13 protein-coding genes and 1 pseudogene are annotated in these 12326 nt (G+C 71.3%); 8 read left to right on the top strand and 6 right to left on the bottom strand.

The window, feature by feature from the left end:
• Window positions 1-37 precede the first annotated feature (37 nt).
• Both ACIRDU_RS34060 and ACIRDU_RS34055 read left to right on the top strand, forming a co-directional pair.
• Window positions 38-388: pseudogene (locus tag ACIRDU_RS34060) on the top strand (alkanesulfonate monooxygenase); the annotation flags it as partial.
• Window positions 389-527: 139 nt separating this feature from the next.
• The gene (locus tag ACIRDU_RS34055) at window positions 528-1730 is read left to right on the top strand and encodes a serine hydrolase domain-containing protein (RefSeq protein WP_403587008.1); all 1203 of its coding nucleotides are present in this window, start codon (window positions 528-530) and stop codon (window positions 1728-1730) included.
• On the opposite strand, the gene ACIRDU_RS34050 is transcribed toward ACIRDU_RS34055, so the two are convergent.
• Entirely contained in the window at window positions 1727-2776 is a 1050-nt protein-coding gene (locus ACIRDU_RS34050; protein ID WP_403587005.1) for an acyl-CoA dehydrogenase family protein, read from the bottom strand. The genes ACIRDU_RS34055 and ACIRDU_RS34050 overlap by 4 nt on opposite strands.
• A gap of 143 nt (window positions 2777-2919) precedes the next feature.
• Window positions 2920-4023 (bottom strand): substrate-binding domain-containing protein, encoded by a 1104-nt coding sequence (locus ACIRDU_RS34045; RefSeq protein WP_403587002.1) that lies wholly within the window; start codon window positions 4021-4023, stop codon window positions 2920-2922.
• Between the two features lie 111 nt (window positions 4024-4134).
• Between ACIRDU_RS34045 and ACIRDU_RS34040 the strand changes: the two genes are divergently transcribed.
• The 4 genes from ACIRDU_RS34040 to ACIRDU_RS34025 all read left to right on the top strand — a co-directional run bounded on the left by ACIRDU_RS34040 (window position 4135) and on the right by ACIRDU_RS34025 (window position 8083).
• Entirely contained in the window at window positions 4135-4572 is a 438-nt protein-coding gene (locus tag ACIRDU_RS34040) for a MarR family winged helix-turn-helix transcriptional regulator (RefSeq protein WP_403586999.1), read from the top strand.
• Between the two features lie 228 nt (window positions 4573-4800).
• Complete coding sequence (locus ACIRDU_RS34035; RefSeq protein ID WP_403586997.1) at window positions 4801-5691, top strand: glycoside hydrolase family 19 protein; 891 nt, start codon at window positions 4801-4803, stop codon at window positions 5689-5691.
• 70 nt (window positions 5692-5761) lie between these two features.
• Window positions 5762-7129 carry a phospholipase gene (locus ACIRDU_RS34030; RefSeq protein WP_403586995.1) on the top strand — a complete coding sequence of 456 codons (1368 nt, stop codon included), beginning with the start codon at window positions 5762-5764 and terminating at the stop codon, window positions 7127-7129.
• Between the two features lie 42 nt (window positions 7130-7171).
• Complete coding sequence (locus ACIRDU_RS34025) at window positions 7172-8083, top strand: oxidoreductase (protein WP_403586993.1); 912 nt, start codon at window positions 7172-7174, stop codon at window positions 8081-8083.
• Between the two features lie 3 nt (window positions 8084-8086).
• Here the strand turns inward: ACIRDU_RS34025 and ACIRDU_RS34020 are convergent, their stop codons facing one another.
• Window positions 8087-8545, bottom strand: coding sequence for a pyridoxamine 5'-phosphate oxidase family protein (locus tag ACIRDU_RS34020; RefSeq protein WP_403586990.1), 459 nt, complete (start codon window positions 8543-8545; stop codon window positions 8087-8089).
• Window positions 8546-8605: 60 nt separating this feature from the next.
• Window positions 8606-8992 (bottom strand): tautomerase family protein, encoded by a 387-nt coding sequence (locus ACIRDU_RS34015; protein WP_403586987.1) that lies wholly within the window; start codon window positions 8990-8992, stop codon window positions 8606-8608.
• Window positions 8993-9130: 138 nt separating this feature from the next.
• Here ACIRDU_RS34015 and ACIRDU_RS34010 point away from each other — a divergent pair, with 138 nt between their 5' ends.
• Together ACIRDU_RS34010 and ACIRDU_RS34005 are read left to right on the top strand one after the other, a co-directional pair.
• Complete coding sequence (locus ACIRDU_RS34010; protein WP_403586984.1) at window positions 9131-9523, top strand: VOC family protein; 393 nt, start codon at window positions 9131-9133, stop codon at window positions 9521-9523.
• Window positions 9524-9568: 45 nt separating this feature from the next.
• Window positions 9569-10648, top strand: coding sequence for an adenosine deaminase (locus tag ACIRDU_RS34005; RefSeq protein ID WP_403586981.1), 1080 nt, complete (start codon window positions 9569-9571; stop codon window positions 10646-10648).
• Here ACIRDU_RS34005 and ACIRDU_RS34000 read toward each other — a convergent pair.
• Both ACIRDU_RS34000 and ACIRDU_RS33995 read right to left on the bottom strand, forming a co-directional pair.
• Complete coding sequence (locus tag ACIRDU_RS34000; protein ID WP_403586978.1) at window positions 10630-11145, bottom strand: DUF664 domain-containing protein; 516 nt, start codon at window positions 11143-11145, stop codon at window positions 10630-10632. The two genes, ACIRDU_RS34005 and ACIRDU_RS34000, sit on opposite strands and share 19 nt — an antisense overlap.
• 153 nt (window positions 11146-11298) lie before the next feature.
• Complete coding sequence (locus tag ACIRDU_RS33995; protein ID WP_403586975.1) at window positions 11299-12216, bottom strand: LysR family transcriptional regulator; 918 nt, start codon at window positions 12214-12216, stop codon at window positions 11299-11301.
• Window positions 12217-12326 lie beyond the last annotated feature (110 nt).

Genomic DNA, 12326 nt, shown 5'->3' with positions numbered 1-12326 from the left:
GGGGCGCGCTGGCCTTCCGGGGTGCCCGCTGTGAAACGGCCTGAGCCGCGCATTCCTTGACGGCCCGGCCGCGGTCCTGTCCGTCTCCGGCAGTCCCTCCGCCTCCTCCCGGCAAGACCGTGCTGCCGCACGCCACCGCCTGGAGATCCACCCCACCCTGTGGGCCGGCATCGGCCTGGTGCGCGGCGGGGCGGGCACCGCCCTGGCCGGCGGCCACGACGAGGTCGCCGAGCGGATATGGGAGTACCACGCCTCGGGCATCGGCGCGTTCATCCTGTCCGGCTGTCCGCACTCGGAGGAGGCGTACTGGTTCGGCGAGGGCGCCCTGCCGCGGCCCGCCGCGCAAGGACTGTGGCGGCATCCCGCGGGCAAGGAGTCCGCGGCCGCCGCTCCGAACCTCGTCCGTGCCGGTCGCGAGCTGACACCTCGCGGCTCCCCTCGCAAAAGATCAACCCTGGAGCCCGACCCGGGCGTCCTGGTCACCAAGGAGGCAGGAGTGCCTCCTTGGTGACCAGGAGGCACACATCATGAAGCAGCGGGCTGCACGCACCGTCTCGATCGCCCTGGCCGTGGCCTTGTCCGCCGGAACGGCGGCACTCGCCCCGGCAGCGCAGGCAGCGGACCAGAAGCACGGCCACGACGCCACCCGGACCGCGTTACGCGCTCTGGTCGACGAGGGCGGGCTCCCCGGAGTGGCTGCCGAGGTCCGCGACGGCAAGGGAAATCGGTTCGCGCAGGCCGGCTACGCGGACACCGCCACGGGCCGCAAGCGGTCGGCCGGCGACCATTTCCGCGGGGCCAGCATCACCAAGACGTTCGTCGCGACCGTCCTGCTCCAGCTGGAGGCGGAAGGGAGACTGGACCTGGACGACACGGTCGAGCGATGGCTGCCCGGCCTGGTGCGCGGCAACGGCCACGACGGCAGCAAGGTCACGCTGCGTCAGCTCCTCAACCACACCAGCGGCATCCCCAACTACTCCGACGACCCCGACTTCAGCCACGACACGGCGGGGCCCGGCTTCCCCGAACACCGGTACGACACCTACGAACCCGAGGAACTGGTGGCGATCGCCCTGAGGCACCCGTCGCAGCCTGACCCGGAGGGGAAACCGTCGTACTCCAACACCAACTTCGTGATCGCGGGCATGATCGTCGAGAAGGCGACGGGACGCTCGTACGCGCAGGAGATCAGCCGTCGCGTCATCCGGCCCCTGAAGCTGCGCGGCACGTCGTTCCCGGGCACGGCACCGCAGATGCCGAAGCCGCACCCCGTCGGGTACTCCCGGCTTCACCAGGACGCCCCCGACGCCGAGATCCACGACGCCACCGAACAGAACATGACCTGGCTGGGCGCGGCCGGAGACGTCATCTCCACCAGCGGTGACCTCAACCGTTTCCACCGAGCCCTTGTGAAGGGTGAGTTGCTGCCGCCGCGGCAGATGAAGGAGATGTTCGACGAGGTTCCGGCCGAGTACGGCATCGGGTACGGACTCGGAGTCGAGTTCGCGCAGTTGTCCTGCGGCGTGAAGGTGGTGGGCAAGAGCGGCCGTACCAACGGATCCCTGTCCGCGATGGTCGGCACCCAGGACGGCAAGCACCAGCTCACGTTCAACATCAACGGCGACTGGCTCCCGGACTCCTCGCTCTACATCAACGTCATCGAAGCGGAGTTCTGCGGGAAGGTCCCGTCCCGGACGGACCGGGTGGCGGCCGTGCCCCGGCTCGGCTAACCGGACGCCAGCGAGCCGAGGTGCGTCCGGCGTGCCTCGGCCGTCTGGCCCTGCACCAGCAGGAACATCCCCTCGCGCGCCAGCCGCTGCGCCCGGCTGCCCAGGTCCATGGACCGGCCGCCCCCGGCCACGACCGCCGCGGTCATGGCCGCGCGCAGGAGGTCGTACGCGCGTGTCTTCACGGCCAGCCGTTCCGGGACGGAGTCGTGCGCTGTGGGCCGGTCGGCCAGGGCGTAGGCCTCCTGGCGGACCTCGTCGAGCCGGGCCCGCAGAGCCTCGGCCGTCTCCCGGCCCTCCGGGCTCCGCGCCACCAGGTCCAGCGCCGCGTACGCCACCCCGAACACCGCCGGACTGGCGTTCGCCGCCCGGGGCAGGTCGACCAGGGCGAACTCCTCCTGCGGCGTGCGCAGCACGACGGCATCCGCCGGCACCCGCAGACCGTCCAGTTCCAGGGACACCGTACGTGCGGCGGTCAGGGCCGCCAGCCGCATCGGCGCCGAGGGCCTCAGCCCCGGCTGCTCGCGGGCCTCGGCGAACACGAACACCACCTCGGCCGTGTCGGTCACCCCGGCCAGCAGCATCACGTCGTTCAGACCCCAGCCCGTGTACCAGGGCACCCTGCCCTCGAACCGCCAGCCGCCCTCCTCGGCAACGGCCCGCACCGGGACCCGGGGGAAGGCACGGACATGGGCGAAGGCGATGCCGGCCATCAGCGCACCGGTCGCCAACGGGCGCAGCAGCTTCTCCCGGACGGGTGAGTCACAGGTGGCGAGCAGCTTCACCGGTGTGTGGTGCTGTGTCTGCACGAACCATGTGGAGCAGCACGCACCGGCGAGGATCTCCGCGGTCTCCCGCGCCACGGCGACGGGCGCGTCCGCCCCGCCGTACTCCCGCGGCGCGACCACCCCCAGCAGCCCCGCCCGCTTCACCGCCTCGACATGGCTCGCGGGCACGCCCTCCTGGTCGACGCGCTCTGCCTGCGGGACGAGGAGATCGTGAGCCAGTCGCCGTGCCCGGGTGACGAGGGGATGGGGTGTGGTGGTCATGGGAGGAATTCTCGCGGTCGGGCGGTGCGGGGCGCCGATCCGGGGGTGTGTCGTCGGCCGACCGGGCGCAGATCCGGCGGGCCCGGCGGAGCCAGGGTGCTCCGGCCCTCGCAGGAGGGCCCCCGACCGACCGGACCGTCCCGTCAGGGACGCGTGTCCAGCTCCGTGAGCACGTCGAAGTCGAGCCCGTCGGCCCGCGCCAGGTAGATGCGCTGGCGCACATGTGCGTCCCGCAGGTGCAGCAGGCCGCGCGGGCCCTCGTACGACACCGCCCCCGCCGTCGCGCCGATCACCGACACGTCCAGCGTCCCGGCCCTCCTCAGCAGTGCGGCCAGCAGCAGCACGCCCTCGTAGCAGGACTCGCCGAGGCTGCCGAGGGCGGGCGCCTCGACGCCGTAGCGGGCGGCGTAGCGCCCGTGGAAGTCGAGGGTGTCGCGAGTGGCCAGCGAGGCGAAGAACCCGGCGGTGCTGTAGAGGTCCTGGGTGGCCGCCGGGCCGCTCGCCACCAGCATGTTCTCGTCCATCAGCGTGCTCAGCCGCAGACAGCGCGCGTCCAGGCCGGATGCCGCGAACGCCCGGTTGAAGCGCACCGCGTCACTGCCGACGAGCAGCATCAGCACCGCGTCGGCGTCCGAGCGTTCGACGCGCCGCAGTACCGGCGCGAAGTCATGGACGCCGAGCGGCAGGTACGCCTCACCGGCGACGCACCCGCCGGAGCCCCGGGCGTACCGGCGGGCCGACCGGGCCGTGTGCCGCGGCCACACGTAGTCGTTGCCCACCACGAACCAGCGCCGCACCCCGCGCTCGCGCGCCAGCAGCTCCATCGCCGGCCGGAGCTGGTCGCGCGGGGTCTCGCTCGTCAGGAACACCCCCGCCGTGTCCTCCCCGCCCTCGTACAGCGCGGTGTACACGTACGGGACGCGGTGCGCGATCCTCGGCGCCAGTGCCTGCCGCACGGAGGAGATGTGCCAGCCGGTGACGCCCTGCACGGCACCCAGGTCCACCAGCGCCTCGACCTCGTCGGCGATCTCCCGCGGCGCCCCCGAGCCGTCGACCGGCACCAGCCGGAGCTCTCTGCCGAGCACGCCGCCGTCCCGGTTGACCTCCTCGGCGGCCAGCCGCGCGCACAGCTCGCAGGTGGGCCCGAAGATGCCGGCCGGCCCCCGCAGGGGGAAGACGAGGGCCACGCCGAGCACGGAGTCGTCGGCCGTGAACCACTCGGGCCCGGAGAGGTCGTGCCGGAACATGGCGTCATGATTCCGGCTCGACCGGACGAACTCCAGTGCGTCTCCTACGATGGACACCCTCGTGACCCCGCGTCTGCGGTGTGATCCGAACGACAGGCCCTAGGAGCAGGGATGCCCAGCCCCACCCCGCGTCGGCCCGACGACTTGGTGCAGTTGCTGACGCGGGCCGAACGGCTCGCTGCGCGGCGGTTGCAGGGCGTACTGGAAGCCGAGGGCTGCTCGCTCGACGCGTGGCGGGTGCTCGCCCTGCTGTCCGACGGCGAGGGGCACCACATGACGGGCCTCGCCGAGGCCGCCTTCCTGCCGCCTCCGACGCTGACCAAGCTGGTCGACCAACTCGTCGACCAGAACCTCGTGCACCGCAGGGTCGACCCGTTCGACCGCCGTCGTGTCCTCGCCCATCTCACCCCCCGCGGTCAGGAGTACTGGCAGCGCGTGGACCGAGCGGTCCGCGCAGGCCGGCCCTCGCTCGGCGACGGTGACGACGAGCTGCTGCGGTCCCTGCTGGTCCGGCTGGCGGCGACCCTGGAGAACTCGGCGCACGTGTGAGCGTCCGAGCAGGGAATGACAGGCCGTCACCCAGCTGAAACCCGACAGGTCTACACCTGACTGGTCTACACCCTTGACTGGTACAGACCAACGCGGTTGAGTGTGGCTCCACAGCCCCCCACCACGGCCGCCCCCACGCCGTGACCGGACCACCGGTGCGTGCGGTCAAGGGTCTGCTTCACCCTGCCCTTTCAGGGTGCGGCCGTGCTCCGCGAAGGAGTCGCACCCATGTCGAGACGCCGTATCTCCGCAGTCCTGGCCACCCTCGCCCTCGCCGGCACCGCGCCGGTACTCCTGCCCGCCTCGAACGCCTCGGCCGCCGCCTGCTCCAGCTACCCGAACTGGACGGCCGGAAAGGCGTACGCCGCCGGCGACATCGTCCGCTACACCGACGGCAAGGCGTACATCGCCGAGCACGCCAACCCGGGCTACGACCCGGTCATCAGCACCTGGTACTGGGAGCCCTACGCCTGCGACAACGGACCCGGCACGCCCGACGCGCGCTTCGTGGTGACCGAGGCCCAGTTCAACCAGATGTTCCCGAACCGGAATTCGTTCTACTCCTACAGCGGTCTCACCGCCGCCCTGAGCGCCTACCCCGGCTTCGCCAACACCGGCAGCGACACGGTGAAGAAGCAGGAGGCCGCCGCCTTCCTCGCCAACGTCAGCCACGAGACCGGCGGTCTGGTGCACGTGGTGGAGCAGAACACGGCCAACTACCCGCACTACTGCGACTGGAGCAGGCCCTACGGCTGTCCGGCCGGCCAGGCCGCCTACTACGGGCGCGGCCCGATCCAGCTGAGCTGGAACTTCAACTACAAGGCCGCGGGCGACGCGCTCGGTATCGACCTGCTGAACAACCCCTGGCTGGTGCAGAACGACTCGGCCGTCGCCTGGAAGACGGCCCTGTGGTACTGGAACACCCAGACCGGCCCCGGCAGCATGACCCCGCACAACGCCATGGTGAACGGCGCCGGGTTCGGCCAGACGATCCGCAGCATCAACGGCTCCCTGGAGTGCGACGGCAAGAACCCGGCGCAGGTGCAGAGCCGGGTGAACAACTACCAGCGGTTCACCCAGATTCTCGGCACGTCACCCGGCGGCAACCTGTACTGCTGACGCAGGACCCCGCGGCGTGGTGTCATGCGGAATGTCATGAACCTGACTGGTTGACCGAAGGGCATCCCTCATGCGCCGACGCACCCCCCACGCCCTGCTCGCCACGGCCGCGGCACTGGCCGCCGCGGTCGTGGCCCCCCAGCCCGCTGCCGCCGCTGTTCCGGCTCCGGGCACGTACTACGTCCAGAGCGCCACGACCGGGCTCAACGCCGCCGACAACGGCGGAGCGGTCGAGCAGCACAGACCCCGCGGCAACGAGGACCGCCAGCAGTGGCAGCTGAAGCCGAACGGTTCCTCCTACGTCCTGGAGAGCACCGACGCGCCCGGCACCTGCCTCGGTCGCGGCGGTGACCAGGCCGCGACCGTCCCCTGTGCGGGCGCCGACGCCCCCTGGGAGATCACTCCGCTCTCCGCCGACCGCTACACGCTCAGGGTCCCGGGAACCACCCGTCACCTCACGCTGGCGCCCAAACCGTCCGGCGCCACCTACCCCGCCCGCCTCGCCATCGGCGGATCCGGCGACCTCGCCGCCTGGTACCTCACCCCGGTCACCCCCGTCACCGGCCCCATGCCGCCGAAGGACCGGCGCACCCTGGACCAGGTCACGTTCCTCACCACGCACAACGCGTACGCCAACGGCGTCGACGGTGGCTTCGCCCCGCCCTTCGTCAACCTCGTGCCCAACCAGGCCCGCGGCATCGAACGCCAACTCGCCGACGGTGTCCGGGGATTCATGCTGGACATCCATCAGACCCCGGACGGCGCGATCCTCTGCCACAACAGCTGCACCCTCGTCAGCAGGCCCGTCGCCCTGTGGGTGGACCTCCAGCGCATGGTCGACTTCCTGAAGGCCCACCCCGACCAGTTCGTCACCGTATTCCTGGAGGACTACGTCGACCCGGCCGTCCTGCGCGCCGAACTCGCCCGTGTCAACGGCCTGTCGGACGTGCTCTACCGGCCCGACCTCACCGGCGTCCGGCAGAGCGGCTGGCCGACGATGGCGGACCTGACCGCCGCCGGCGACCGGCTGCTGATCTTCACCGACCACAGCCGCTCCGCCGACCAGGCCGCGGGCCTGACCCGGGACAGCTTCGGCGTCATGTACCAGCGCGAGTGGACCGTCGAGAACCACTGGTCGATGGGCTCGGGCATCGGCACCTCCGACTGGTCCTGCTACAGCCGCTGGTACGGCGCCGACACCAACATCCCCCTGACCCGCACCGAACCCGGATTCCGCCCGCTGTTCGTCATGAACCACTTCCGGGACGTCCCGCTCACCGGCACGGCCGGCACGGACAACACCAAACTCGCCGACCGCGCCCGGAGGTTCTGCCAGCCAGCCGCCCGCAAGAAGCCCAACTTCCTCGCCGTGGACCACTACGACCGCGGCAACCCGGCCTCCGCCGTCACCACCCTCAACTCGTACACGTACCCGTAAACCGGCTTCGCCGGCCCGCGTGCCGTGTGTGAGACTCCGCCAATGAGCTCACAGACGATCACCGCGGCCGCCGCGGGCACCTGGAAACTCGGCGACCTGCCCGTCCACCGCATCGGCTTCGGCGCGATGCGGCTGACGGGCAGCGCCGCCTTCCACCACGGCACACCGAGCGACCGCGCCCGGTCGATCGCCGTCCTGCGCAAGGCGATGGACCTCGGCGTCAACCACATCGACACGGCCGCCTTCTACTTCTCCTCGCTGCGCTCCGCCAACGAACTCATCAACAGCGCGCTCGCGCCCTACCCCGACGACCTGGTCATCGTCACCAAGGTGGGCCCGTACCGGGCCTACGACGGACAGTGGGGCACCTCGGCCCGCCCCGAGGACCTGCGCGGCCACGTGGAGGAGAACCTGCGCCAGCTCGGCCGCGACCACCTGGACGTGGTCAACCTGCGCCGGATGCCCACGTACGACTCCATCACCGAGCACTTCGGCGCCCTCGCCGAACTGCGCGAGGCGGGCCTGATCCGCCACCTCGGCATCTCCAACGTCACATCCCGGCACCTCGCCGAGGCCCAGGCCATCGCCCCCGTGGTCTGCGTCCAGAACCGGTACGCCCTCGACCGCCCCGACCCCGCGACCGACGAACTGCTCCGCATCTGCGGCGAACAGGGCATCGCCTTCGTGCCGTTCTACGCCGTCGCCGGCGAGGCCGCCGAGCAGGGCGTCACCACCTCCCACGACGAGGACGTCCACGCCGTGGCCCGGGCCCATGGCGCCAGCCCCGCCCAGATCCGCCTCGCCTGGACCCTGCACCAGGGCCCCCACGTCCTCGCCATACCCGGCACCGGCAACCCCGACCACCTCACGGAGAACGTGGCTGCGGGTGCGATCCGCCTCACCGACGAGGACCTGAACCGGCTCAACGGGCTTCAAACAAGGCCGGTTGCTTGACATTTACACGGCCCAGACGCTCTCCCTCATCAGATGCCGGCGCGGCAGCTCGTGCTGCTCGCACCACGCCTGCACCGCGCGCGGCCGCACCCGGAAGAACGCGTACGACGCGTGGTCCTCGCGCGGATCCCAACCGGTCTTCACACGGAACGCCTCGGCCGCCGCCGACGGCACCTCCCGCATCGGGTGGGTCCGCACCTCACCGTCGACGAGCACGACGTCCCGGGTGTCCCCGAAGGCCAGCCGGGTCCGCCCGCCCTCGCGGAGGTTGCGGCCGGTGGGGTTGGTCAGCCGGGTGCACAGCCACACCGCCTCGTCGTGCCACACGAACCACAGCGGCACCAGACACGGCATCCCATCGGCGCCCGCCGTCGCGACCCGGATGTCGATCTCCCGCTCCAGACGGTCCAGCAGGTCCGCCTTGCGCTGCTCGGGGGTGCGGGACGGCTCGGTGATCCTCATGGGCGGGACGCCAGCGGGCGACGGGGCGTGGCGCCTCGGGCCGGAGGCCTAGGGCGGGGCCTAGGACTCGAGATACTGCGCCACCCCCTCTCCCAGCGACCAGTCCGCGGAGTCGTTCTCCGTCAGGACGACGAACACGTTCCGCGGCTCGGTGCCCGCGTACGCGTGCGCCAGCTCGGCGATCCTGCGGTACAGCGCCTGCTTCCGCGCCGGCGCGCGGCCGGAACGCAGTGTGATCTCGATGTAGACGATGCCGTCGTCGCGGTGCACGCCGAGGTAGTCGTCGTGGCGCAGCGTGCCGCTCGTGCCGTCGTGGTCGGTCAGGACCTGGAACCGGTCGTCGGGTGGGATGCCGATGGTCTCCGTCAGGGCCTCGTGCACGGCACGACCGAGCGCTGCGAGGCGCTCGGGCCCGGCCCGGAGCGCGTCGATGCGGACGAAGGGCATGGGGCCTCCTGAGTGTCGTCGACGGTGCGTGTACATACTAGTAGGTACAGAACGCCGCCGACGGTCGGACGAGCAGTTGGCATCGACGGGGTTTTACGTATAACCTCTCCGGTCAACCGCCCGCTCCGAGAGGCTCCGATGAGACGTATCGCCCTGGTCACCCTCGTCGTCGACGACTACGACGAGGCGATCCGCTTCTACACCGACGCCCTCGGATTCCGCCTCGCCGAGGACGCGTCCCGGCCCGACGGATCCCGCTGGGTCGTCGTCGAACCCGGCACCCCGGGAGCCGGCACCGGCCTGTTGCTGGCACGTGCCAAGGGGGAGGCGCAGGCCGCCCGGGTCGGAGACCAGACCGGCGGACGGGTCGGGTTCTTCCTGCACACCGACGACTTCGCCCGTGATCACGCCCGGATGACCGCCGCCGGCGTGACCTTCCTGGAGGAGCCACGGCACGAGCCGTACGGCACCGTCGCCGTCTTCCAGGACCTGTACGGCAACCGCTGGGACCTGCTTCAGCCCGTCGGCTGACCCCTTCCCGCCGCTTCGAACCACCCGCTCGAGGAAAGACCCGCCATGACTGCTACGCGCGTAGATGCCGATCTGATCCGCCGCCTCCCCAAGGCCGTCCTGCACGACCACCTCGACGGCGGCCTGCGCCCCGCCACCGTGGTGGAGCTGGCGGAGGCGGTCGGTCACACCCTGCCCACCACCGACCCGGACGAGCTCGCCGCCTGGTACTACGAGGCCGCCAACTCCGGTGACCTGGTGCGCTACATAGCCACCTTTGAGCACACCCTCGCCGTGATGCAGACCCGCGAGGGCCTGCTGCGCACGGCTGAGGAGTACGTGCTCGACCTGGCCGCGGACGGTGTCGTGTACGCCGAGGTGCGCTACGCCCCCGAGCTGAACACCAACGGCGAGCTGACCATGGCCGAGGTCGTGGAGACCGTCCAGGAGGGCCTCGCGGCGGGCATGGCCAAGGCGGCTGCCGCGGGCACGCCGATGCGGGTCGGAACCCTGCTGTGCGGGATGCGGATGTTCGACCGGGTGCGCGAGGCCGCCGACCTCGCCGTGGCGTTCCGGGACGCCGGTGTCGTCGGCTTCGACATCGCCGGCGCCGAGGACGGCTTCCCGCCCGCCGACCACCTCGCGGCCTTCGAGCACCTGCGCCGCGAGAACGTGCCGTTCACCATCCACGCCGGGGAGGCGCACGGCCTGCCCAGCATCCACCAGGCCCTTCAGGTGTGCGGCGCCCAGCGCATCGGCCACGGTGTGCGGATCACGGACGACATCCCGGATCTCGCGGCGGGCAAGCTCGGACGGCTCGCGAGCTGGGTGCGCGACCGGCGTATCGCGCTGGAGATGTGCCCGACGTCCAACCTTCAGACGGGCGCCGCGACCTCGATCGCCGAGCACCCGATCACCGCGCTCAAGGACCTCGGCTTCCGCGTCACCCTCAACACCGACAACCGGCTGGTCTCGGGAACCACGATGACCCGCGAGATGTCCCTGCTGGTCGAGCAGGCGGGCTGGACCGTCGAGGATCTGCGCACGGTCACGGTCAATGCCCTGAAGAGCGCGTTCCTCCCGTTCGACGAGCGGAACGCACTCATCCGTGACGTGGTGCTGCCCGGCTACGCCGCCGCGCTCTGAAGAAGCCCCCGGAGGTAGGCGGCCTGTCCGATGTGCTGGAGATCGTCGGACAGGACGCTGACCAGCCGGACGCCCAGGGTGACCGGCGGGTCCCAGCGCTCGTCGACGACGCGCTCCAGGTCCTTGGCGGCCAGGCCCCGCAGGGCGTCCAGGCTCTGGGCGTGCACGGCGTCGTAGTAGCCGGTCAGCAGCTCGCCCGAGTCGACCCGGACCCTGGCGACCTTGGCGGGGCTGTGTCCGTAGCCCGTGTCGCGGCGGGGCAGGTCCAGAGCGAAGCGCTTCTCCCAGTCCTGGGCCAGCCATACCTGTTCGTGGCCGAAGGCGTCGGCCAGGTGGTCGTCCTGGACGCGGGTGAGGTGCCAGACCAGCCAGGCGATGGAGTTGGTGTCGGGGGAGGGGCGGGCGCTCAGTTCGTCGGGCCCGAGACCCTCGACGGTGGCGTGGACTTCTTCGCGGATGCGGTTGTAACCGTCGATGAGGATGTCCTTCGCATACATACGTCCACCATCGCGCATCGACAGGGATCACGCGTCGGGAATCCAGCTGCCGTGGAAGCCCGGCAGCACCCGGCCCGGAGAGGGATCCGGCCCTGCTCCCGACCGCGGTCGCCTTCCGGAACGTCACGAGTCTGCTGCGCGGGACGGATCGGGTCAGGAGGGGTGGACACCCTCCTGGGCCGGTGCCGGACCCCCTGTTTCCAGCAGGGCCATCAGGGCCCGGGCGGCCGGACTGGTCGCCTGCTCGGGCGGCAGCAGGGCGACCGTCTCGTAGACGGCGTCCCCGGTGCCCTTCACCGGCAGTGCGGTCAGCGAGGCGCGCTTGTGCCGGAAGTGGCGCGGTACGACGGCGATGCCGAGATCCTCGTCCACGAGGTCGAGGAGGCTGTGCACGTCGTTCACCTCCAGGGCGACGCTCCGGCGGACGCCCGCCGCGGCGAACACCGCGTCGGTGGTGCGCCGGGGCCCCCAGTCCGGATGGAAGTCGACGAAGACCTCACCGCCGAGATCCTCCGGCGTCACCGCGACCCCGGCCGCCGCGAGCCGGTGGCTCGGATGGCACAGCACGGTCATCGGCTCGCTCGTCAGCGGCACGGTCCGCAGCTGGTCGGTGTCCTCCCGGGCGGTGCGCACGGCGAACGCCAGATCAAGCCGCCCGGCCGCGACCTCCTCCGCGAGGGCCCACGAGCCCGCCTGCCGCAGACAGATCTCCACGTCCGGGTGGCGCCGCCGGAACGCCGCGAGCAGCCCCGCCACGTGCACTCCGGCGATGCACTGCTCGGACCCGAGCGCGAGCATCCCGCGCAGCACGCCCTGCACCGCGGCCACCGCCTCGTGGGCCGAGCGGACCTGCGCGAGGATCCGCTCCGCCTCGCCGAGCAGCGCCCGCCCGGCCGGGGTCAGCGTCACCCGGCGGGTCGTGCGCACGAACAGCGGCGTCTGGAGCTCCCGCTCCAGTGCCCGGATGGAGGCCGACAGGCCGGACTGGGACACCAGGAGGCGTTCCGCCGCCCGGGTGAAGTGCTGGTCCTCGGCGACCGCGACGAAGTGCTGCAAGTGACGCAGTTCCATGACTGAGAAGCGTAGCCGCTGAATTCCATCGGATTCTTCTGTTGGACGCATGGGCGCAGGTCACGCCAGAGTGGACACCGGTTTCCTCCCGACCGAGCCAACCCCTCTGG

It is taken from the genome of Streptomyces sp. NPDC093598 (assembly GCF_044764825.1).
Taxonomy (GTDB): domain Bacteria; phylum Actinomycetota; class Actinomycetes; order Streptomycetales; family Streptomycetaceae; genus Streptomyces.
This window is presented reverse-complemented; position numbering and strand designations above follow the sequence as displayed.